General features: G+C 51.8%; 22 protein-coding genes and 1 tRNA gene. 8 read left to right on the forward strand and 15 right to left on the reverse strand.

The window, feature by feature from the left end; all coding sequences use genetic code 11:
* Nucleotides 1-69: 69 nt before the first annotated feature.
* From LAD35_RS07900 to LAD35_RS07915, 4 genes are read left to right on the forward strand one after another with little or no spacing between them, the layout of a single operon-like run.
* Nucleotides 70-372, forward strand: a complete 303-nt coding sequence (locus tag LAD35_RS07900) for a helix-turn-helix transcriptional regulator (protein WP_224152146.1) — start codon at nt 70-72, stop codon at nt 370-372.
* 12 nt (nt 373-384) lie between these two features.
* Entirely contained in the window at nt 385-1035 is a 651-nt protein-coding gene (locus LAD35_RS07905) for a hypothetical protein (RefSeq protein ID WP_224152147.1), read from the forward strand.
* Entirely contained in the window at nt 1032-3482 is a 2451-nt protein-coding gene (locus LAD35_RS07910) for a phage/plasmid primase, P4 family (protein ID WP_224152148.1), read from the forward strand. Before LAD35_RS07905 ends, LAD35_RS07910 begins: the two co-directional genes overlap by 4 nt.
* 14 nt (nt 3483-3496) lie before the next feature.
* Entirely contained in the window at nt 3497-3796 is a 300-nt protein-coding gene (locus tag LAD35_RS07915; protein ID WP_224152149.1) for a hypothetical protein, read from the forward strand.
* Between the two features lie 318 nt (nt 3797-4114).
* Here the strand turns inward: LAD35_RS07915 and LAD35_RS07920 are convergent, their stop codons facing one another.
* Both LAD35_RS07920 and LAD35_RS07925 read right to left on the reverse strand, forming a co-directional pair.
* On the reverse strand, nt 4115-4429 hold the full coding sequence (locus LAD35_RS07920) for a hypothetical protein (RefSeq protein WP_224152150.1): 315 nt from the start codon (nt 4427-4429) through the stop codon (nt 4115-4117).
* A 47-nt stretch (nt 4430-4476) separates the two neighbouring features.
* Nucleotides 4477-4986 (reverse strand): hypothetical protein, encoded by a 510-nt coding sequence (locus LAD35_RS07925; protein ID WP_224152151.1) that lies wholly within the window; start codon nt 4984-4986, stop codon nt 4477-4479.
* Between the two features lie 180 nt (nt 4987-5166).
* On the opposite strand from LAD35_RS07925, the gene LAD35_RS07930 reads away from it, so the two are divergent.
* Nucleotides 5167-5415: a helix-turn-helix domain-containing protein gene (locus tag LAD35_RS07930; protein WP_224152152.1), complete on the forward strand. Its 249-nt coding sequence runs from the start codon at nt 5167-5169 to the stop codon at nt 5413-5415.
* Nucleotides 5416-5865: 450 nt separating this feature from the next.
* On the opposite strand, the gene LAD35_RS07935 is transcribed toward LAD35_RS07930, so the two are convergent.
* From LAD35_RS07935 to LAD35_RS07955, 5 genes are all read right to left on the reverse strand, one after another.
* Nucleotides 5866-6576 carry a hypothetical protein gene (locus LAD35_RS07935; RefSeq protein WP_224152153.1) on the reverse strand — a complete coding sequence of 237 codons (711 nt, stop codon included), beginning with the start codon at nt 6574-6576 and terminating at the stop codon, nt 5866-5868.
* A 13-nt stretch (nt 6577-6589) separates the two neighbouring features.
* On the reverse strand, nt 6590-7702 hold the full coding sequence (locus LAD35_RS07940; RefSeq protein ID WP_224152154.1) for a hypothetical protein: 1113 nt from the start codon (nt 7700-7702) through the stop codon (nt 6590-6592).
* On the reverse strand, nt 7699-9990 hold the full coding sequence (locus LAD35_RS07945; protein WP_224152155.1) for a sensor histidine kinase: 2292 nt from the start codon (nt 9988-9990) through the stop codon (nt 7699-7701). Before LAD35_RS07945 ends, LAD35_RS07940 begins: the two co-directional genes overlap by 4 nt.
* A gap of 52 nt (nt 9991-10042) precedes the next feature.
* Complete coding sequence (locus LAD35_RS07950; RefSeq protein WP_224152156.1) at nt 10043-11737, reverse strand: HsdM family class I SAM-dependent methyltransferase; 1695 nt, start codon at nt 11735-11737, stop codon at nt 10043-10045.
* Nucleotides 11738-12819: 1082 nt separating this feature from the next.
* Nucleotides 12820-12910 (reverse strand) — tRNA-Ser (locus LAD35_RS07955).
* Nucleotides 12911-13150: 240 nt separating this feature from the next.
* Between LAD35_RS07955 and LAD35_RS07960 the strand changes: the two genes are divergently transcribed.
* Both LAD35_RS07960 and LAD35_RS07965 read left to right on the forward strand, forming a co-directional pair.
* Nucleotides 13151-13852 carry a GDSL-type esterase/lipase family protein gene (locus tag LAD35_RS07960; protein ID WP_377779386.1) on the forward strand — a complete coding sequence of 234 codons (702 nt, stop codon included), beginning with the start codon at nt 13151-13153 and terminating at the stop codon, nt 13850-13852.
* 183 nt (nt 13853-14035) lie between these two features.
* A complete protein-coding gene (locus LAD35_RS07965; protein ID WP_224152158.1) occupies nt 14036-14230 on the forward strand; it encodes a hypothetical protein in 195 nt (64 codons plus the stop codon).
* Between the two features lie 58 nt (nt 14231-14288).
* Here the strand turns inward: LAD35_RS07965 and LAD35_RS07970 are convergent, their stop codons facing one another.
* Nucleotides 14289-15248, reverse strand: coding sequence for a LysR family transcriptional regulator (locus tag LAD35_RS07970; protein ID WP_224152159.1), 960 nt, complete (start codon nt 15246-15248; stop codon nt 14289-14291).
* Between the two features lie 152 nt (nt 15249-15400).
* Between LAD35_RS07970 and LAD35_RS07975 the strand changes: the two genes are divergently transcribed.
* Complete coding sequence (locus LAD35_RS07975; protein ID WP_224152160.1) at nt 15401-15646, forward strand: hypothetical protein; 246 nt, start codon at nt 15401-15403, stop codon at nt 15644-15646.
* Nucleotides 15647-16148: 502 nt separating this feature from the next.
* On the opposite strand, the gene LAD35_RS07980 is transcribed toward LAD35_RS07975, so the two are convergent.
* The 7 genes from LAD35_RS07980 to LAD35_RS08010 all read right to left on the reverse strand — a co-directional run bounded on the left by LAD35_RS07980 (nt 16149) and on the right by LAD35_RS08010 (nt 22759).
* The gene (locus tag LAD35_RS07980; protein ID WP_224152161.1) at nt 16149-17057 is read right to left on the reverse strand and encodes a ZIP family metal transporter; all 909 of its coding nucleotides are present in this window, start codon (nt 17055-17057) and stop codon (nt 16149-16151) included.
* Nucleotides 17058-17087: 30 nt separating this feature from the next.
* Nucleotides 17088-17714: a superoxide dismutase gene (locus tag LAD35_RS07985; protein WP_224152162.1), complete on the reverse strand. Its 627-nt coding sequence runs from the start codon at nt 17712-17714 to the stop codon at nt 17088-17090.
* A 51-nt stretch (nt 17715-17765) separates the two neighbouring features.
* Nucleotides 17766-18239 carry a hypothetical protein gene (locus LAD35_RS07990; RefSeq protein ID WP_224152163.1) on the reverse strand — a complete coding sequence of 158 codons (474 nt, stop codon included), beginning with the start codon at nt 18237-18239 and terminating at the stop codon, nt 17766-17768.
* Nucleotides 18236-18766, reverse strand: a complete 531-nt coding sequence (locus LAD35_RS07995; RefSeq protein ID WP_224152164.1) for a DUF2325 domain-containing protein — start codon at nt 18764-18766, stop codon at nt 18236-18238. The genes LAD35_RS07990 and LAD35_RS07995 overlap by 4 nt, the downstream gene beginning before the upstream one ends.
* A gap of 177 nt (nt 18767-18943) precedes the next feature.
* Nucleotides 18944-20164: a DUF1513 domain-containing protein gene (locus tag LAD35_RS08000; RefSeq protein ID WP_224152165.1), complete on the reverse strand. Its 1221-nt coding sequence runs from the start codon at nt 20162-20164 to the stop codon at nt 18944-18946.
* 2 nt (nt 20165-20166) lie between these two features.
* A complete protein-coding gene (locus LAD35_RS08005) occupies nt 20167-21264 on the reverse strand; it encodes an imelysin family protein (protein ID WP_224152166.1) in 1098 nt (365 codons plus the stop codon).
* Nucleotides 21265-21280: 16 nt separating this feature from the next.
* Nucleotides 21281-22759, reverse strand: a complete 1479-nt coding sequence (locus tag LAD35_RS08010) for a di-heme oxidoreductase family protein (RefSeq protein ID WP_224152167.1) — start codon at nt 22757-22759, stop codon at nt 21281-21283.
* Nucleotides 22760-22771: the final 12 nt, after the last annotated feature.

Consider the following 22771-nt stretch of genomic DNA (forward strand, 5'->3'; position numbering starts at 1 on the left):
GCGGAGTTGGAGCGCTTTTTAATACCTTCACGCGCTGCAAACGTGTTCCAGCGTGAAGGAAACTGAAAAATGGCGATTCTTACCACCTACACCCGCATGCCTGCCGTGAAGGCGGCAGTTGGCATGTGTGAACGCTCAATCTACCAACTCTGCGCTAATGGCCTCTTACCTCAACCCGTTAAGCTTGGTCGACGCGCGTCTGCATGGCCATCGCATGAGATAGAGGCAGTCACCGCAGCACGTGCCGCCGGAGCTGATGATTCGGCAATCCGTGATCTAGTAAAGCAACTGCATGCTGCACGCGCCGAGCGCTGGGCGAACATGCAAAGCACGTTGGCTGTACCTACCGCCCCCACCGCTGTAATTATTTAATGGGAGGGGAGTATGGAAACCAATTTCTACCCAACTTCCGCTGAGGAACGAGTTCTCGGCTTCAAAGTAGCACTCGAACAGGAGAAAGAGGAAAACTGGAAGTACTCGCAAATTGTGCAAATCGTGCGACCTGATGCTATGAGCACGCTACCGGAGTTGCGCGATATATCAGCGTTTCATTTTCGTTTAATCCTCCCTGGCCGCGGGGCTGCGCTCTTAGCAACAACATGGGCTCTTGCCGCACTTAGTGCTGATTGTGCCCCTATCGAAGAAGTGCAATTTATATACACCAACCATAGCGTAACTGCCACCATTTTTGTCGGGGCAGGATATCGCCTGCTCGCAGGGATGAGTGATTTCCTTGGATTGCTAGCTATTCAAAATGTTATGCGAGCCTTCATGTGGGAGCCTGACGTGCTGCCATGGTACTCACACGTCGCGGCGAATGCCCTTTCACACCCTGAGCACTTCGACCAGCTCGGCGCTGCATTGAAGATGTGCATGGAAAAAGAGGAGACAGTCTTTTTCCCCGGGGTGTTATGCCCATGCTTGCAGAATTTGACGCGAGACACTAATAGCCGCGACAGCCGAAGTAAAGTGCTGGCAATTATTAAGTCTGTCCAAAATGGTTCTCTGCGTTGGCGTAATTTGGGGGCAGCATGATTCCTATCCACTACAGCCTGGGTCGCAGCGCGCGTGATATAAACCCGCAGCAGTTGCAAGTTGCCAACTTCTTCGAGTTATATAAAGCATTTACAACTAATCTACCTGATATACACCCGCCAACGGGCAAGAGCGAGCTGAGCAAATGGAAAGCAATAGCACCATTGCCTAATTTCGCAGCTTCGATGGGAGGCGACGGAAGGCGCTGTGCGGCGAACGCACAGCCATCGCCTCTGCTGGTATTTGACATTGACGGTGTGTCTGGTTGGGATTTATTCAAGAATCTGATCGCTGCTGTGCGTAGCATCGGACCGGCATTTGGCTGGACCACCTTTTCACACAAGCCTGAAACACCGCGCGCCCGTATTATTATGCTGCTGAGCCGTGCAGCGAAAGACAGCGAAACTAAGCGCTTAGCGTTGGTAATGAACCAACATCTGTCCGAAGTGCTGGGCGTGAACGTTGGTCCTGGCAATGATTGCGCCATCAAGATCGACCCAGCCCAGCAGAATGCAAGCCAGATTGCGTTTCTGCCGGTGAAGGGCGCAACCATCATCGAATTACGTAACGCTGACTTGCCACCGTTGGACGTCGATATATGGCTAGCTGCAACCGCAAAGAACGACGGCGAGACTACTATCCCTGCGTTGGTTCAGCGCAAATCAATGGTAGCGCGGCCTGTTACCTCTACCAAGCCATCTCACGATTTGGTAGACCATATTCATCGCGCACTGTACTTGCTGAACAAACGCGACCCTGATGCAGTCGAACAGTATTCAAAGTGGATTCGCGTGAATATGGCATTGAAGTCAACAGGCTTGCCTGATGACATCATCGAGCCGATTGCGCGCGAATGGTCACAGCTCAGTCCGAAGTTCAATGCCAATACTTGGATTCGGCACTGGAATTCGCTCAAAGTCGAAGGCGGCATCACAATCGCTACTCTTTATCACTTGGCGAGGACGCACAGCCCGACGGGTGTTGATATGACCGCATTTCAAGGCGTGAAACGTGAAACGGTGGATGGCCTTGACCATGATTGTGACTGCGCACCCCTGGGCACAGATGATGGCGCGGCATGTGTGTTCTTAAGTCAGCACGTGGGTCGCGTCTTATTCGCGCGCGGGCGATGGTATATCTGGACTGGTGTTTACTGGAAACAGGATACAGGGGCGGTTATTGCTTTGGTCAAAGCATGGGCCAAGAAAGAACGTGATCATGCGGCTGATGCTCAGGCTGCAGCGATAAAATGCGATAGCGAGGATGCAAGAATTACCGCAAAAGCTAATCTGAAGGCTGCATCATCATTGCTTAACACCCAGCGACAAAAAAATGTACTGGATGCATTGGCGAACATGGCACGCCGTGATCCGTTAACCCTCGATGGGCAGCCCGATTTACTGTGCTGTACGAACGGCATTGTTGACCTGCGCAGCGGTGAATTGCTATCCGCTGACCCGGAGCACGGATTTACGATGTGCGCAGGTGTGGCTTACGATCCCAGTGCTACATGCCCGCGTTTTGAGCAATTCATGGGCGAAGTGTTTCCGGATCCAAGTATGCAGGCTTACATGAGCCGATTTATCGGCTATTGCCTTACTGGACACATGCGCGAGGAGGTCATGGGTATTTGGCACGGCGTTGGCGCGAACGGGAAAAGCGTTTGTGGCGATGTGCTAGCGCTGCTGTTGGGGGATTTCGCCATTCCTGCTCCCGCTTCGCTGCTGGTGGGTAAGAGCCCTGAGCATGGCAATGCAAGTCCCGAGCTTGCTCGGCTGGTGGGGCGTAGGCTTGTTTATGTCAACGAGTCACGTGAGGGCGACCGGCTCAACGATGGTGCGATCAAGATGATGGTATCGACGGAACGCATGACGGCGCGTGCGCTTTATGGTACGCCCTTTGATTTCTACCCGACTGCAAAAATTATCCTACGGACGAACCATCGACCAGTTATTCGCGATGGCTCAGACGGAATATGGCGACGCTTGCACATGATTCCATTTGCTCAAAAATTTGATGAGGCTAAACGCGACGAGAAGCTGATCGAAAAACTCAAGGCAGAGCAGTCCGGAATCCTGAATTGGGCCGTTAGTGGAGCAAAGGAATGGTATAGGCAGGGGTTGAATCCCCCCGAGTCGGTCAAAGCTGCTGTTCAAAGATACCGGAGCGAGTCTGACGTAATGGGCGAATGGCTGCAAGAACGCACCATAGCGGGAGGCTTTACGGCCGCAGCGCAATTGTTGACAGACTATGTGCGATTCAGCGGGCTCCGAAATCCTCCAAGTCCGAAAGCATTCTCAAACATGCTGCAGGAACGGGGCATTGGATCTCTGCGCGGCCCAGGTGGTACACGAGGGTATGCCATCACTTTGATTCTTACTGAGGATGCCATAGCCGCATTTCAGCAAGCTGTGTTCTCCAATGCAGTACCGCCATTGACTTATTGAAGCGGAGAGTTTCCATGAATATTCAAAGGTGGGATAACCTTTGCGTGGAAGAGCTGGCTGCAGAACGCGCAGCATTTTGGACACCTCAGCGATGTGTGCAGGCGCGGGCGATGCGCGGCTATAGACAGCTTTGGGCGAAGCTCGACGCACATCAGCAATTCCAACTGGAGAGTTATGTCTGTCTTGCCCAGTTTCGGGGAGTGTGTGAGGCGGAGATTACAGCCATCATCTGCCGTGCTATTGCGCACGCTCAACCGTGGCTGGCTACCGAAAAGGAGCAGCTCATTGTGATAACTGAGTTGACTCAAAACTGATAGGTCTCGATAAAGCCTAACCCCCGACGAATGACAAAATCAAACGTCCGATATCGAAAGGGCGTCAGATGCGACAGATCGAGGCGATCCCGGAGTCTCTATAGCATTTTTTCTTTTTAAGAAAATTGATCAGAGAAAGTGTCTATCCGTCGTATCCGTCAGAAAGCCAGCATCCATGCGGGTTTCAGCATGACAGATAGATTTTTGATCCGACGAATACGTCTTGTTTGTCTATATATGGTAAGCGTATTTCATTCTTTATTTCATTTGCAAATTGACAAGTTGACTAGAAATTCATAAATTAATTTTCTTTTAAATTCACTTAAATTTCTTGCTAGTAACTTCGGTGCAGGTCTTCATCACCTCTAGGCTTTTATTCATTGAAAACTTGGAAAAATCAGGATAATAATTCTCTACTGCTTTATCTGCATAACACAAACAAATTTGTTTTACTATATCAAATTGCCCAGAATTTTCGCGTTTGAAAGAACCTGGAGGAGCCAAGCTATCATTGCAGCTCTTTAATATTTTAAAAGTTATATCATTTTTTTCTTTGTCATAGGTCTGTCCTGTCGATAAATTGCTAAAAAATATAATGAAAAATGTAATAAAAAAAGTACCGATATTATTCATGAATAGGTTCTTTCATAAAATGTTTATAAATCTATCGTTGAATAGGCTTAGTCTGCCCGCCCGCTTTTGTTGAAAATAATCATTGAATGGCATTGATCAGACGAGTCGACATTTATGGTTAATATTGGGCTGACTCGGCCATTAATGGCGAAATGTGGAGTATGTTCATCTTCTGGAATATATAGACACATAGGCACTCCATCTAGTATTTTTCGAGCGATAAGGACTCCTCGTTGGTCTGCAGGGAGAGTTGCGATATAAGAGTCCAGCCCATTGTTATTACTTCCTGTCATGTCTTGTTTTGAACGATTTTGTCTCTTTTGTTGATTGTTGAGCTGTTGTTGTCTCTGGATAAGTTCCTGCTGCTGATGCATTTGCATGTACTGCTGATTCTGGACCGCACGTTGCTGGGCCTCTTGCTGACCACGCGAGAAAGCTCCGAAATCCAGTCCCCCGGTAGATGACGATACCAAAGATGATCTGAAGGTGCTGCACTGAGCACTGCCGAAGATGTCTTGGTTGCAGTCGACTGTCGAAATGGATTGTGCAAAAGCCATATGCACGCTGGCTATAAGCGGAAGCGACAGGATGAGGTATGAGGCATGTCTTAGTAGGATCCATCGGGAGCAGTCGACATGTTTGAGCTTTTGACAATGTAGAGACATTTGTTCCTCTGAGATTTATTCGATTTTCGCATACTTCTGTGAAGAATGGAAGCTTATGGGCTTTAGGTGCCCATGCAAAAGACTCTTTACACCCGTGAATACCAGCAGATGCTGAAATTGCTTCAAGCAAGACGAGCCTTAGCCAAGGTCAGCCAAGTAGAGCTCGCGCGTCGGCTGGATTGGAGTCAAGCTGACATCAGTAAGTGTGAGACTGGTGTTCGTAGGCTTGACCTAGTTGAGCTCAAGCTTTGGCTGGAAGCCCTAGGAGGAGACTTAGCCGGATTTGTTGAAGAGCTCTATGGTGAGCCACGTGAGATTTAGGCGCCCGCTAGCCCTCTCGATCAAGTATAAACTTATATCGCGGAGTCTTAGAGCACCTTTTTTATTGATTTCTATATGAACTGCCCAGCAAAAGGGGGGCATGGATCACTAATGTATAGAAATATATGGCCGTCAAAAAGACCTTTGTACGGCTGTAAATGAAGAATCAAGGGATTGCTCACGAATCACCTATTTTCACTATTCGCAACAGCCCCGATTCAGCTCATCTATTTATAAAAATCAAATGCTCATTACACTGACAATAGATCTTGTTGTCTGTAATAAGGGCTATGCTTAACTAATTCAATGCAATTGCTGCGAGAATTCAGTTCTGTCGGTAATAGAAATTTCGACTAAATAGTGAATTTCATACGGAATCTATACACAAACTATTTAATTGGTCTGATACTAATTTCTGCTAGTGCTATCAAATTGGAAGCTGTGAAGAAATTATTGTGAATTTCTCTGCCATTCGGTGGCCCACATGGAGTGCAGTATTGATTTGCTCCTCGTAGAAAATCCCGCAATAAACTTTCTATAGTATGAAGAGTAACAAAATTGTTGTGCAGTAGAAACTGCAAAATTCCAATTTTGATCTTCCCGAAGATCTTGCCACTGCTCTTCATAAAAATTAGCTGCCATCACTTCGCACATCAAAACTAAGTCCATTGGCGGATGACACCAACGAGGTACTTTCAGCGGATGATCTAATTCACGATAACCTGCATTATGTCCTCCGTATTGCAAATGTACTAGAGGTCCAGGCTGTGTTACGTTATTTGTAGTGTTGGCCCAATCAAGATGCCAACGAGCAATCGGTTTTTGCTCTTTGTTATCGATCTCAATAGCAATATCTAGCGCTCTGAATGGTGGATGCGAGAAGTCATCCTGTACTACGCTAATTCCTGGACATGTAATGCGTGGATTAATACTGTCCCCATTCTTATCATATGTCTCACGGAAGACTATTGGATTATCTCTGTCAATAAAAATTTTCCAAGACGTTGATTTTTTTTCGACCTTAAGTCTACGTCCTTCTTCTAATAAGACGCTATACCCGGAATCAGTAAGGATTTCAAATTCGAAAAGCTTACTGGCGGCAGTTTCAATAGTCTCTCCAATTTCGCCGGCTTCATAAATTTTTTCAGGAATGTGAATCATACCATTTCTCTGCTTATTCTGGCTCTTTCTCATCGCGATTTTTGTGCTTTACCTGCGATGCAATTATTTTGTCTATATCATCGACCTCTAGCTTTTTTAGGAGATTTTTATCTGTCTGAACACAATCCCAACAAATACGCTTTCTCTGTGCGAAACGAGGGGTGTTAGGATCGAATGCAGAAACGGAGTGCCTAATCTCGGTAGGAAATGAGCAGCATGCGCAAGCAAACGCAAATTTTTCTCTGGATGATTTATTCCAACGTGATTCTGCGGGTTTGACTAGTGCTCCCATTTTATCGTTGATTATATTTGCACGCTCCTCTCCAGACATGGTTGTTGGCCTTCTTCCAAAGACTTCTTCTGCCATCAAATTAAAGCGATGAGCCCACCATCTGCGCCAGCCTGCACTAAAAACTCCATTATAAAGAACACCTTTTTTCTTTAAAAATGAAACTACTGGTTCTATGTCTTTGACACCGAGTCGTGCAGCGATATCTTCATCAGAAAATAAAATACCCGGGCGGTCAATTAAGTTTCTAAAAATAAAACTAGCAACTAGATGAGGTGCGCCAGCATTAGATAATCCGAGTCTAATTTCTTGGTTTTCAATAATCTCACGTTCATTGTTTTCTAACGAAAACAATGAAAATCGACTTGAGTCTATATTCCAATTGGTTTTTATTAGTTTGTACCCAATGCAAATATCTAATAATTGGTTGGATATTGCTTGAGTGTTCTCGATTGCGAATTCTTTTCCATATGTTCTATCAAATAGATCATGTGCTGTACTATCTGGATAATAGTATTTTTCAAATTTATTTTCAGCTGAAACTAGTACAATTGGAAAATCTAAATTGGGCTGATTAATTGCCTTGTCACGAAGTAGTTGTGCCAAGCCGCTGCCTAAGTACGAATGCTGAGGGTCTAGAGCATCAGGATTTTCATCAAGACGAAAATCAAGTAATACTAAATCAATTTTATTGCCAAATATCCAATCAACTAATTCTGTTGCACGAGTAACTTGCTTGTATTCAATTGAAATGCCATTCTTTCCAGGTGTTGAAAGCAATTCCGCATATTGAGCAGCCTCAACCGTATCATCAATAAATACACCCTTAAAAGTCATTTTTCAGCCTTTTTATGAGAAGATGGGAGTCTTAACTCAATATTGCATGAGTAGTCATGGTCTGGAATACCAACCGTCACTGATCCTCCATAACTATTTGCGATATCGCTAACTATCTTAAGGCCAAGTCCAGTACCTGGTCCTGCTAGTCCATCACTGTCGGTCTCAGTAGTGGTCGTAAAAAATGCGTCAAATATTTTTTCTCGAATTTCTTTAGAAATACCGGTGCCATTATCTTGAAATGATAAAAGAATATTCTCACCATCCTCTTCGATATAAATCTTTATACGCCTTAGATTCACTTTGGCAGACTTCATTGATTTAACAGAATTAGTTAGAAAGTTCAGTAATATCGAGTCAAGTTCACTTGAGTGCATTTCTGTTGTTCTCAATTCCGCTCTTTGAATTGAGAAGTCTACGCTAATTTTTTGGCGTTCTAGATATTTACTAAATTGCTCAAGAAAGCGTTCGATTGCACCTTTTACCGAGAGGGTTCGCAATTCTCTGCTTTCATTACTTGTCATTAATCCAGAGACATATGCTCCAAGGTCAAACATACGATTGGTAGCAACACTAAGTGTTTGAGTAATCTCCTGAATTTTTTTCTTTTGACTCGATTCATCTAGTATATCTACATGCCGTTGTAGTACTAATACGTTTGCAGCAACTGAGCTTCTCATCCCTTTGATTTCGTGACCAAACATTGAAACTGATAATCCAAGAGATGCCAAAATACGAAGCATTTCTTCATATTGGAGGGACTCTGTTTGCTTCTGTTCAACATTATTCTCCCACTCTAGTATTTTCTCTTTGGCTTTGCTAAATGCGCTCTCATAAAATTTATGAGAAGAATACTGTGCGGAATTGGCATTTGCTTCTTCTTCGACAATGCCTGCGAATTCTTCCAGAACTTCCGATGGCTTTTTTAACCGTGTGGTAGAGGTAAAATCTCGCTGACTAGCAGTTTGTTTGCGGCCTCTCAGTGCCGCGACTCGCAAAATCGCCCATTCTATGCTCCCTCGTATAAATTTTCTTAATTCTTCGAATGCCTCGTTTTCTATCAAACCTTCTCTACTGCTGGTTTCCTCGAATAACGGATTATCTTCTAAGGATAATGCTACTTGGCCAAAGAAGTTTATATTATTAGCTGGAACAAGTAAGGTTCTACGACTCGTGTCGGCGTCAAGTTTTAGCCAATCGTCAGTACGTTCCCCATAAGGGGATACTCGAAATCCATTTCGATATATTCTAATTCCACCATACTCGCGGCCCATTTCCTGAACGACATTTCTTTTGAGTCCTGATAGAGCATCTGGACTGAAAATAAAATAGTAGGTTTTAAATGAAAGTGTTCCTGTTAGCAAAAATTCTGAATCTAGGGTCAATGATTCTTTTAAGTTTAGCTTCTTTGAAGTAACATAAGCTACAGCCTTACCAGACGAGTCAATTTCACCGCTAATCTCGGCAATAGCATGATCCAAAAAATCAGAACCAATTGCAATGGAGGTTTTTTTGTTTCTGCTTGAAATTCCATTTATTTGAACCTCAAACCCAGGGTCTTCAACAGGTGCTTGTTCGTCAATGGATTCGATCTTCTTAATTCCAAAAGGAGGCTGCAATAAAAGAACCGTTCGCCAAACACGAGATATGCTGGCCTCAGACCATCTTTCTCGCAGTTCTTTAATAGTAAGTTTTGTCCTGTGCCGCTCAATCGGTTTAGTGTATGTGGTGACAACGCTAAAAACGTCATTCAAGTTCTTTCCCGAATGGAATTCACGATCCCAGTCAAATAGAACTCTAATTCCTGATGCGCTCCCTGCAATTTCTGTCTCAAGCTCAAGATATTTTCCTAAGCGTTGTACGGCAAAACGGCCGATTCCTTTTCGACCTGCTCTGACTCTGGCATATCGAGGAGATACTGGGTGATTTTGCTTATTAGCTGTAGACAAGCGCATCCATGTATCGCGAACTGTATCTAGTGACATTCCATCACCATCGTCTTCGATTATTAATGTTCCATTTGGTCGGTCATAATTCTCGAAAAATACATTAACTGTTGTTGAGTCGGCATCATATGCGTTTTTTATGAGTTCAGCCAAAGCGGTCTCTTGCCTTGCGACTAGTTCTAATCCTAAGCGTTTAATATGGCCTGCATCAACACTAAAACGAACATTTTCTGTTCCTGAGTCAACTTGTTCTCTGGTTAATTTTTCTATGAGATGCCAGTCGGGATCTGTTTTAGCTAATTCTCTAGAGATTTTTTCTCGCAGAATACTAGTTTCACGCATATTTTCACCCGTTAACTATTAAGAGAATCGCTGGTTTATAGTTGTACTTGGCTCAACTATGGCGACGACTTCGGATTAACTTCAAACCTGAGCGCAATGCCGGGAGATACGTCGCAATTTCATGTCCTTTGAACAAAAAATCATCTGCAGCATGACGAGCTCCTTCAAAGTCTAATTGGCGTAGTTTTTCATCTATATCAAAAAACGCATTATTGATTTCCTTTTTGTTACGATTGGTAGGCATATAGATGGTAAGTTTCATGCCGCCCGATGGTTCTAACTTTAGTGCTCCTGATCCTCGAGGATGACCATGAATTTCGCCAGCTAGCTGAGATAACGTTGTATAAATGGAAATTGTCGCCAATTTCATCTGTATAGTAGTCGTCTCTTTCTTGAAAAAAACTCTATATACAGAATTTGTTGCATTTACTCTGGCTGTATTTAATACAATCCGAGGTCCTTGATCTGCCATAAATATAAAAAATGCATCAGGGGTTTTATTTTTTTCTAAGAACTGATGCCAAATTGATCGTCTCTTAAATGTGGAGTTATCTTCTCTCTCGGCGAGAGGATAGCTATTTAAATAATGCAGCAACTGCTTTTGTAAAGGTGATTTCGGGGTGCAAAGAGCCAAACAACGAACTTCGTTCTTTATATGCAATTCACAATCACTTTCCATTAAAGTTAATCCGCGAACATATTGACTGCGAGGTAGGATATAACGCAAATACTTTTTTGATATATCGTGAGTCTTCCAGTCGGAATTATTTTTTACAAAGAATTTTGTGTTTCCTGTTACTAATCCAATTCGAAGCTCTGCTATATCGGAAATTGTTTTCATTTCTGGCATTTTTTTTATTTTTTCGTACAATGCCCCTACCTCAGCTGGTACTAAGCCATGACCCGGAAATGCTTCATTGGCGCCTAATCCTTGATTTTTCCAATCTTCAATTAAATTTTTAAGTCCTTCAATTCCGTCGACGTAGCTAACTCTAAATTTTGATGGCTTTTTATTTTCTCCAAAACCTTCTGCTAGTAACACAACAGTAGTCTCTTCCGTTCCTTCGCTAATGAATAGCCGCTCGGATAAGGCAAAAGCACCCACATGTTTAAATGAATTTTGAATTAATTCGCGGATGGAAGATGCATAGTCTGTATATAAAAAGCTTCCGGGTAAAACTAAGGCAAGCCTTCCGCCTGTTTTTATAAACTTGAGTGTATGCAGCACAAAATATGCCCAAAGATTAGCTCTTCCATGTATATGAAATTCAGATTCGCGTGTATTAGCCTTTAATATTTCTCGTTGTTTTGGAGGGAAGTTGCTGTGACGTATATATGGTGGGTTTCCAATGACCGCATCCACTTTGCCGCCAGGAATTTTTTCTGGGGTGAAATCGAGGAAATCTTGTTGAAAGAAATGACCTGGAATTTTTTGAGGATTAATGCGTTTTTCTAAATAATGAAATGCCATTGGATCAATATCACACCCGAATAGATTACGCTCAGGGGAATCATGTCCAAGCTCTGAAAGTCTTGAGATTGCGGCCTCTAAAAATGTACATCCTCCAAAGCAGGGCTCAAGCACTTGATCGTTAACAGAGCGAATACTCCACTTTGAGAGCGCATTCGAAACTTCTAGTGGGGTATAGAATGCACCTATCTTTTTTCGATGTGAGATATCATGCGATTGCAAAGAAATAGTTGTTAGGTCTTTTGAGCGATGTGTATTTTTGGTAAACGAGCTCATTATTTATGAGTCTCCTTATTCGGTTTAACGTATCGCCACAGCAGTGTCTCAGTGCTATCTTCAAATAAAAATACCTTCAGTCCATTATCTTTGGATAAATCTAGGGTTTTTCTAAAATTAAGGTCGAGAGCAGTGCGTCGCATTTTTGTATGTTCACACTCCGAAGAATTCTTCAGAAAATATTTTTTGCTTACAAATTGGTATTTGCGAATACAGGTTGTATGCTTGTCAGCATACACTAAGAGCTGCTAACACAACCCAGCAAATCGAAGATTTGCGGTTGAGGCGCGGCGCCGTGTCGGGCCGGCCGCGTAGGGCGAATCCGCATGCGGTACAAATGTACGACAAGGCTGGGTGTCCCCGGCTCGGCACCCCGGCTAGACGCCCGACGAGGCAATGACATATCAAGGGTTGTGTTAGCGGCTCTAAAAGTCGTGCGCTGGATGAATCCTATCAGCCCAAGACAAGCAGATATGCCTGATCAACATTCGAGATGTGCTCGCGTATCCTTGCTACCTTGCTACCTTGCTACCTTGCTACCTTGCCGTCTGATGATCTGCTGCAAGCGTAGTAAAGTGCAGGCTATTTGAAGTCAAGCGGCTTCAGTGCGTGGGTAGTGTTACTTCGACTTTGGCAAAAGCAACCATTGAGATCGCAAAGGGAGAATGGCAGTTAAGTGGCAGGGTGTATAGCGAAACTTCAGACGGAGGCTTCGCTATGCCTAGTATTGCCATCTATGGTCATTGGCCTGCCAAAATTTGTTGGCATGCTTTCAATCTGGAGCAGAGCGCGTACCACTAGCGATCTATCAGGGTTAACCAAGATGGGGTGAAAGTGCTAGGTGCTCGCCGTTTCCGCAAGGTAGGGGGGGCGGATTGTTTTCTGTGCCTACTAGCTGCGTTGCACCCTCTAGCAACGTACGAGCAGACGTTAGATTGAAGCTGAGGTCTTTCGGCGTAGCAGTCTAAGTTCAACGCAATGAAGCGTTGCTGCTAGCCATAAGTCAATCACTTTTGGGTTGGCATGATGTTAGGTATAAACATCAGCAATATCAACATAACCTGTTGATTTACCTGACATCCTGGCGGAGAGGGCGGGATTCGAACCCGCGGTAGGCTATTAACCTACACACGCTTTCCAGGCGTGCGACTTAAACCGCTCATCCACCTCTCCGGGAAGCCGCTATTCTAGCACTGCTTTTGGACACGAAATTTAAAACGTCGAAATTTCTGTCGTTTGCTACGAGGCAGGTGACGGGCTGTGGCTGGTGCGACAGAAACCGCGAAGGCAGCAGTGTAAGGTGGATGCGAACCGTCGCTTCGGACTGCTTTGCCGCGATGGAGTCTGCCGGGCCGGCAGCCCGGGCTCCTGCATCGGCTTTCAAACATCTTTCGGGTAAGGGTAAGGCTTGGCATGCCACATGTCCGGCCATTTCCTGGCCCTGTAAGGAGCAATGAATTGGGTATTCGTGAATTGATCTGCAGGCTTGTGCGCAAGTTTTGCGTGCGATGTTGCCCCCTGTCTGTGGAACTAAATGGAGACAGTATTCTGTTTGGCTGGGATTGTCCGGATACTCCGGTTCTGCAGATGCGCGCCCGACGCCCCAAATGGACGATCACGGACCGCAACGCCTGCGGGCTGCGCATGGCAGATTTCATGGTGGGTTACCAGGAGCCATTTCCAGGTGCGCCGTCCAACATGTTTCCCGCGGGGCCGCAGCCAGCATTCGGGGAGGCGGTGCATGCCTCGCAGGTCATTGTGCTTGGGCTGGGGCTGAACGATTCCTACGGCCTGCTTTCTCCAGAGGGGTACCGCCAGCAATTGCTCGATGCGCTGGCGATCATTCGCAGTAGCGGAGCAGTGCCCGTCTTTACAGGCCTTGCCCACATCCCCAGTGGCTACTACGATCCGGCGCAGGATGCCAATCTCGATGCGTTCCACCAAGTCATGCGCGATGTCGCACAGGAGCAGGGCGTCATTCACGCAGGCTGGGACGAGGAGTACCAGGGAGAGGGCGATCTGCAACCCGATCACATCCACCGTACGCAACCGGCAACAGACCGACTGACTGCGCGGTTGATTGCAGCGATTGATCGGGCCGCTCGGCGCGCTTGAAAGCGGTTTACCAGAATCAGGGCGCGACGGGTCTAGGCGTGGCCTGGGTCATCACCATGGAGTTCTCTCTTCAAGAGAGGAGTGTAGGAATCGTTCCCCTTTTCACATGGCCTTGACATAGATCGGTTAGCATTTATTTACCTTTGCGGTAAAGTTTGACTACCTAGAACTAGGAGGTGAACCATGCAGCGATCCAAACAGGATGATCATCCAGAAGACACGTACCTGGACCAGCTCAAAGGTGAAGGGGCGGAGCTTCTGATTCGAAGCCCACCAGAAGGCACGGTCGACCGGGCCAGGCTTTCGCTCATCGATGCAAAGATTGAGCAATTGACCAGCCCCATTGTGGTGGCGGACTGGAAAAAGCCAACGGCCTAGCAACTCCGGCGGTTCTGGCTGTTCCCGCATTGCACGGTGTCGAAGGGCGTTGGGTTCTTCAACCAGCGTGATCGGGCAGGCGCTTCAGGGAAGGGTGCTCTGGCAGAGCCTCCAGCAAGAAGTCGACGAAGGCTCGCACCTTGGCGGGCACATATTTTCGATCCCGGAAGCAGGCAAAAAAATCGAGCGTCTCTGCCCGGAACTCCAACTGCCCCTTCTGCCTTCTGCCAGCAGGTTTGAGCGCCAGAGGCACAAGCCGACCCTCCTGTATATGGAGGCGGGCGACGAAGGCGCCCACCCAGGCAATGCCGCCACCCGCTGCGGCAAGCGCCGTCACGGTGTCGATGTCGGTGCCTATGGCAGCGATCTTCAGCGGCGGATCTGTGCGCCGCCCGTCGCGAAAGAAAGGCCAGCGCATGGTGCGGCCATCGCGCTCGCGCCGATAGAGCAGGCAATCGTGCTGCAGCAGATCCTCGGCCACCTGCGGATGACCATGTTGTATCAGATATGCGGGCGAGGCGCATAGGATTCGAGGCACCTCCGTCAGTGGCCGCACCGACATGCCAGGCTCCAGCACGTCGCGGTAGCAGAGGCTGATGTCCACATCCTCCTTGAGTACATCCACGTGGCGATCGGTGACCAGCAACTCCAGACTCAACAGGGGATGGCGATGCTTGAAGGCCGGCAGCAGTGGCGCAAGGATATGGCGGCCAAACGCCGCCATGCAGGCCACCCGCAGGCGCCCATGCAGTTCTCCTTGAGCCAGGGATGCATCAGACTGGGCCTTTTCGAGCTCGTCCAGCACCGGGGCCACACGGGCCAGATAGCGTTCACCAGCTTCTGTGAGTGCCAGGGAACGCGTCGTGCGTGTAATGAGGCGCGTACCCAGTTCGCGCTCCAGACGCGCGAGGTTCTGGCTGGCGGCGGCCGGGGAGATTCCCAACTGGCGCGCGGCAGAGGCGATCGAGCCGCCTTCGAGGGCTTTGACAAAGGTTTCGATGGCACGCAGATTTGGCATAGAGACAAATATATTGCCAAATCCATTCGTAAGTCCAGCTTATGACTGCCGCAAGCTTTGGCCGTCTTCTGCAGAAGTACTGCACTGCTTACAGTTTCCGATAGTTCCATGGGCCGCGTGTGCGCACGGCCTGGATTGTCTGAGGAGATGGTATGCAGAATGTGGTCGAGGCGGTGACGCCAAAGGGTGACGTGGTTTTTCGCGTTCCCGACGGAAGTTATGTGGTGGCACAGCAGATAGATGCAAAGCCCTTGAGGCGCGAGCAGATTTTGGAAGGCGCTTTGGACAGCATCGGTATCGAGAGTGCGCGGGACCCGGCCACGGGGGCGATCTACGAGTTTTTCATTGCAGGCTACGGCCTCTCACGCGAGGGAGCATTCGGGGCACCGGAGTCGTGACCTCGGCAGTGCTCTCATGGCGCAATTTTTCCGACCCGGATCGCCATGCGAATCGATTCCGCAGTTGTCTTGTGCCCAGGCGCTGCCGAATGTGACGACGATGGCTCTCGATGCTAGCCAGTCATGAAAGAGCCCATGCCGTTCTTTTCGAGCGACTTCAGCAAGGCCGCCACGGCAGGGGCGGTCACAACGCGCGACGAAGTGGTACAGATGTTCAGGCGGGCCGCAGGCACACGTCCTGGCCTGGAATATCGTTCGTGGGAAAACGGCCTGTATGGCTGCAGGGCACGTGCATTGCCATGCGATACAAGGAAACGCACCGGCGCGACGGCGTTACATCCTTGCGCATGTCGCTCGTCCTCCTGACCTGCTCCGAAAACGTCGCTCTGTGGCACTACCTGCATGAAACGGGCTTGAGCCACTGGCGTTCGCTCCAGACCAATGCACAGCCGCGCTGCAATGCGACCGTGCAAAGATCACACATGCCTTTGCTCATATGCGCTTACGCCAAGGCGGTGTCCAGCACCATCATCAGTACAAATCCTGTCATCAGGCCGGCGGTGGCGAATGCCTCGTGGCCCTTGCGGTGGGACTCGGGAATGATCTCGTGGCTGATGACGAACAGCATGGCGCCAGCGGCGAAACCCAGACCCCAGGGCAGGAGCAGGGCCGAGTGACCAACAACGGTGGCTCCCACGACCGCTCCCAAGGGCTCCACCAGGCCGGATGCCATGCCGAGCGCAATGGCGAGGCCGCGGCCATATCCGGCAGCGATCAAGGCTGCTGCAACCACAAACCCCTCGGGCACATCCTGTATGGCAATGCCTATGGCCAGGGCATTGGCGCGCAGACCTTCGTTACCGGCGTAGCCGACACCGATGGCCAATCCTTCCGGGATGTTGTGCAGCACGATGGCGAAGACGAAGAGCCATGTGCGGCGCAATTGCCTGGCGTCGCTGCCCTCGCGGCCTTTGATGAAATGTTCATGGGGCAGCAGATGGTCCAAAGCGAGCAAAGCCAAACCGCCGAGCAGGATGGCGATGCCGACGATGGCACCTGCTGCCCAATTGCCGCCACCGAAGAGGTGTGCGGAGCGAGCCGCATTGAGCCCTGGTATGACCAGCGAGAAGGCACAGGCCGCAAGCATCACGCCAGCGCCGAATCCAAACAGCGTGTCTTGCACCCGTCCCGATGGCCGTTGCGTCAGCAGCACAGGCAAGGTTCCCAGCGCAGTAGCCAGTGCCGCGACTGTTCCGCCGAGCAAGGCGGCCTGGGCCGATGGCTGGCTCTGAAGCGCAGCCCACATTTGCCCGCACAGCGCCACCAGGCCGACTGCACAAATGGTCAATCCGATCCAGATCCTCAGGCGTGGTAGCTGAGAGCTGAGTGCGGCAGGATTTTCAGTGGGCATAGAGGCTCTGCTGTTGGGCTGTTGGTTGCTTCAGCGGCTGCGCGCCGCACTGTAGCGGCGCTCGACTTCTTGCCACGCCACGACGTTGTAGAACGCCGCGATGTAATCAGGGCGCCTGTTTTGGTATTTCAGGTAATACGCATGTTCCCAGACGTCGAGTCCCAGGATGGCTGTGTTGCCCGAGCCGATGCCCTCCATGCGAGGGTTGTCCTGGTTGGCACTGCTTTCCACTGCCAGTTTGCCCTGCGGGTTCACGGTGAGCCAGGACCAGCCGCTACCGAAGCGGGTGAGCGCGGCTTTGGTGAACTCGGTCTTGAACGCGTCAAAGCCACCAAGATCGGTGTCCATGGCCCGGGCCAGGTCGCCGCTGGGCGTCCCGCCTCCCTGGGGAGACATGACTTCCCAGAAAAGACTGTGGTTGGCGTGGCCGCCGCCGTTGTTGCGCACGGGCGAGCGCAGCTTTTCGGGAAGCGTGTCGATCTGGGCGATCAAGGTCTCGATCGGCAACTCGGCATACTGCGTTCCTTCCAGCGCGGCGTTGAGATTGTTCACATAGGTCTGGTGATGGCGGGTGTAATGAATCTCCATGGTTTGCGCATCGATATGAGGCTCCAGCGCATCGTAGGCATAGCTCAAAGGGGGAAGGGAGTAGGGCATAGGCAGTCTCCAGTGGGGATGAACATGGGAAGAGATTCGCTCGCGCGTCAGTCAATGCAGCAATGACCCGGTGGGTGGCATGAATGAAGGCAGCGTTTGCGATGTTGCTACGCAGGCAGGGGTAGGCTGGCTTTGTGCAGCGAAGGTCTGGTGCAGCTGCCGGTAGGCAGCTTGCCGCAATGGATATGGGGTTGCTTCGTCTTGCAGAAGCCTGAGGAGCCGGTGGTGTGCGCAGTCCACGCATTCCGCAGCTTCGCTGTGCTGCCCCATGTCGGTATAACAATCCGCGATATTGAGGTGTGCGACGACGAAGGCTGCCAGCCTGTCGTCGTCTGCCACGCCATCGAAGGGTTGCAGCAGCAGCCGGTTTGCCACGCGCAACGCCTTCACGTGCCAGGTCAGCGCATGTGCAGCGCAATGTGCGCGGCTGGCCTGAAGTCCTGCCTGGGTCAGGCGCTTCCACTCTTCGAGCAGCGGAAGGGCGGATGCGTTGGCGCTGTCGTGAGCGCGGGCATGGAAGGTCATGAAATATCCTTGATGGGGATCTGCTCTGTGGGGCGAGGTGCGCTCAGGTCGGCTGGCTGGATACGCACGATGCGTAGCGCATCGGGTTGGTCTACCAGTACGCAGGTCTTGCCGGTGCGCTTGCAATGGTTGGCCAGGCGCCAGAAGGCACCGTGGCTGATGCAGCCGGTCTGGCAGATCACCAGATCGGCTTCGTGCAGGTTGTGCCCCAGCCACTCGAGTTCAGTACCAGCAGGAGCGCCTTCCACGGAATGTTCCGGCTCGGTGTGGTCTGTTGCAGGCGGGTGGGCAGTGCTGTCGGAGATATTGGCCAACGCAGAACGCGGTCTTGGGCATTCCCAGGCAAGGGCACTCTGGAGGACGACGAGTTGCGCGCGCATCCGCAGAATCTGGGCTTGCAGATGCTGGATCTCGTTGAACTGGCTCTGCATCTGCGCCGAGCAGCGCTGTTGCACCTGGGCGTAGTGGCGCAGCAGCGCACCATGCTCTTGCATCACATGGTCAATGTCGTCCTCGGGGTAGGGCACGGTATTCCTCTCCATCAACCCAGGCGATGCCCTGCATGATGCCGATGACCGGCAATCGGAACGCTTCAGCAACGAGATTGGTTGATGGATGAATCTTAATAATAATGATTATCATTATCAAACATGGGGAATTTTTCAACCCTCACCAGACTTGCCTCCGCTCGCGAATTCCGCTGCTCAGCGGGACAGTCCGGGCGATTGCAATGCTGACGCCAGCATCCAGTGGTTGTCCAGCTGCAGGGATTCCAGCCTGTGCTGTTTCTGACCCCGAGAGGTCTGCTCCAGTACCGAGTGCTGGCCACCAATCCAAAGCGGCTCGGTCGTCGGGGAGGGGCCATGGCGGCCCGCATTGCTGACGCAGTAAGCGCCTGCCAGTGTGGTGGTATCCATCAGAGACCATGCCTGCTCGGCCGATCGGGGCATGCGCCAGCGTGTGACCAGATCGGCGCGGGGGCAACTGACCACAAAGCCCTGGGCATGGGCGCTGATATCGCCGCCATAGCCCAGATGCCGGGCGCCAGGCAGGGCTGCTTCGCCCGCCGCACCGAACGCGACGGGACGCAGATCTTTGCCATCCCATACGGCAAGTACCGGCGCGGCCTGTCGCTGCACCGGATCATCGTGCTCGGCCTGCAGAGCGATGCCCAGCCATTGCTGGTCGGGGTTGGCGGCGACTGCAGGGCCCCAGCTCAGGTGGCGCAGGCTCAGTCGAGGGTCCTGCAGGCGCCAGAGCCCGGCAATCTCTCCACCAGTGTCGGGCAGCATGCGGACGATGGACGAATCCATACGGTCCAGCTTGAGTTTGCGGCGCCCGGTCTCTGTCTGGCTTGGAATGCCGCCGTTGGCAACAATGAGCTGACCCTGGCCATTGAGCAACAACTGATGCGGGTCCATGCCGCCGGTTCGCCATTCGGCCACTTTTTCCAGAGTCCGGCGGTCCCGCACACCGATCAGCCCCTGGCTGTCGGCAAGATCGGTTTCGGTCGTGTAGAGATGGCGACCGTCCTTGCTGGCTATGACATGGCCATTGAAGCAGCGGTCGGGCTCTATCCAATGCCACTGTTCAGGCTCGGTGCTGCCCGGCGGAGGCAGACGCACCAGCCAGTCACCCGGGCGGCGGCTGGCAAACACCAGACTTCCATCGCTCAGGCAGCACATGCCATGTGCCCGTGAAGGCACCCTCTGCTGGCTGACAACCCGGAGAGGTTGCGTGCCGGTCGCGGGTACCTGCAGCCTTCCGATGTAGTGCTCGTCTTCTGCTGTCCAGGCCGCTGCCAGATGCGCGGCTTGGGCGTGCGAAGCGGCCTTGGCCAGCACCGGGCTGGCGGGCAGGCACAGGCCCAGTGAAACGCTGCCCAGCCACTGGCGCCGATTCAGCAGGAAGTGCTCAGCCGGCATGGTCAGTCTCCGTCCGCATCCGAAAAACCGATGTTGATCTCCAGCGCAGGAGCCACCTGGGTTTCCATCAGTTTCTTGAGTTTTTTCAGCGACGCGGAGGCTTGGCTAACGTTGGCAGGTGAGAGATCGCGCAATCCCGTCATGGCCTGGTTGGCTTGACCGACGGTCTGTGCCCATTCATCGGCCAGCTCCTTGAGGCCGCGCCCTCGCAAATAGGCTTCGATGGGCACCAGATCGGTGCCTGGCTGCGGTATCTGCTGGCGGTCGAGCACTACGGCGAGTTGTCGCAGCCCTTGCCACTGCGCCTGCAGGGCATTCAAGGTACTGGCTGCGTCGGCTCGGTGCCAGATAATGGGTTTCCTGCCTGCGCTTTTTACAGGTTTTTCCAGCCGCTGCCAGCGCAGGCGTTCCAGGCCACCCACCCATTGGTTGATGAACTCGGCCATGGTTTCGGTGGTGGCTTCGGCCTCCTCGCTCCAATGGGTCTTGCCCAGGCTCTGAAAATCGGCGGCAATGGCTTCGGCTTCCTGTGCAACGCCTTGCGCGGCAACCACTGCATAGCGGCACGACGTGGCATCGGGTTTGTTTGCCTGCTGTGCCAACAGATGCTCCAGCGCGCCAAACCCTTTGGCGGGCCCTCCGATGCGCTCCAGCGCCCGCGTGTCTGCAGGCGCGCTCTGGATGGCCTTTTGCAGTGATGTGAGACGAAAGGGTTGAAAGTCGATATTGCGTGCAGAGCGGCGCTCGATCAGTGGTCCCAGCGAGACCGCCGAGACTGTCTCCCAGGCAAGGATGGTGGTGCGCAGCTGTTCTGCGGCGGCCATCAGTTGTGCTGCCTTGTCTTGCTGCGGCGCCGCGCAGTAGCGTTCGATGGCCGGTGCCAAGGCGAGCGCTGCGGCTTTGAACCTTTCTGACTGTGGCGCATACCAGCTCCCATACACGCCCTGGGCGGCATGGGCACTGGTGTAGAAGGGAATGGCGACGTTTGGCGCCATATCCTGCGCCTGGGCCGACGGAGTCGGCGCGATGGCAAGCAGCACGGGAGCAATGGCCGAAAGGAGGCGCTTTACCGCAGGCACATGCATGGTGGGAGGGTTCATCGTGATCTCGGGTGACTCAAAGCGAATTGACAAATTTCACCAGCGCATCGCGGTCATCGGCGCCAAGCTGGCGTACCGACTCGCGGGCTGCTTCGGCCTCGCCGCCGTGCCACAGAATGGCTTCGAGCACACCGCGGGCGCGCCCATCGTGCAGGAGGCGCTGGTGGCCATTGACATCGGGGATCAATCCGATGCCCCATAGCGGCGGCGTGCGCCACTGGCGGCCATTGGCCATGAAGTCAGGGCGCCCGTCGGCAAGCTCCGGGCCCATGTCGTGCAGCAGCAGATCGGTATAGGGCGTGATGGTCTGGCCCGACTGGCTGGGGCTGCTCAAACGCGGGAAGGGCGGCTGGCCGGTGCGATAGCTTGGGCGGTGGCATTGAGCACACTGCATGGCGTGAAAGAGTTTCTCGCCGCGCAGCACCTGCGGTGCATCCGGGTTGCGCCGGGCAGGTGGCGCCAGCGTTGCCTGGTAGAAGATCACATCGTCCAGCGCCTTGTCGTCGATTTCCACGCCCTGATGGCTTTTGCCATGCGGGGCATCGAGGCAATCCTTTTGCTGCAGTGTGCATGCGGGCTGCGCAAAGCGTGAAGAGGTGATGCCAATGTCACCGACAAAGGCGCTGGCCGTTTGGTGCGCCAGCGTGGCTACATTGGCCTTCCAGCCAAAGCGCCCGAGCATCATGCGCTCGCCGTAGGCGTCCCAGACCAGGTTGGTCTGGCCCTTGATGGGCCCTGGTGCTGCGGCCTGTGCGGCTGCATTGGCATGGATTTCAGACTCGGGAATGGCTTCGAGCAGGCCCAGGCCAATCACCTGCGGGGCGATACGGGGGCTCACCATGGTGGCCGGTGATAGCGGGCCGTAGCCCAGCTCCGTGATCTGGTAGAGGGGTTTTTCCAGCGAGTAGGGTGTCCCGTCGCCAAACTGGCCGCTAATGCTCTCGTAGCGGATACGCACCTGTCCTTCCGGTTTGACGCCCGTAATGCCAAAGGTGTTGAGCTGGTCGCCATAGACAGGTTCGGGCAAAGGGCCTCCGTGGGCATCCTGACCTGGAATCGACAGGCGCAGCAGCAGCCCTGCAATGGGAGGGCGTTCACCCAGCGCATTGCGGAAATCGGGCGGCTGCGCGCGCCCATCCTGCACATGGCAGCCTCCGCAGGAGCGGGCCAGAAAATGCGGACCGAGCCCGTCGCGGGCCTTGGTCGAAGCAGGCGCCTCCACCCAGTTGCGCTTGAAGAACGAGTTGCCAATGACAAAGCGCGTGCGCTCGGCATCGGCCAGGTTCGACGCTGGCAGGGAGAAGGCGTTGCGACCGGAGGCATGCACGGTCGTGTCACCGCCCGGTTGCGCAGTCCGGGCTGGGGGCTCGAACAAAGGTGCCACAGTTGGCGCTTGCTGGCCGTGTGCCAGATGCATGAGCCACAGCACGCCACAGGTGGAGGCGGCTGCGGTACCCAGAACAGACAGGAGACGGGCGCGAGACAATGATTGCATGGGGAAGCTCAC

This window comes from Comamonas odontotermitis (assembly GCF_020080045.1).
GTDB lineage: Bacteria > Pseudomonadota > Gammaproteobacteria > Burkholderiales > Burkholderiaceae_C > Comamonas > Comamonas odontotermitis.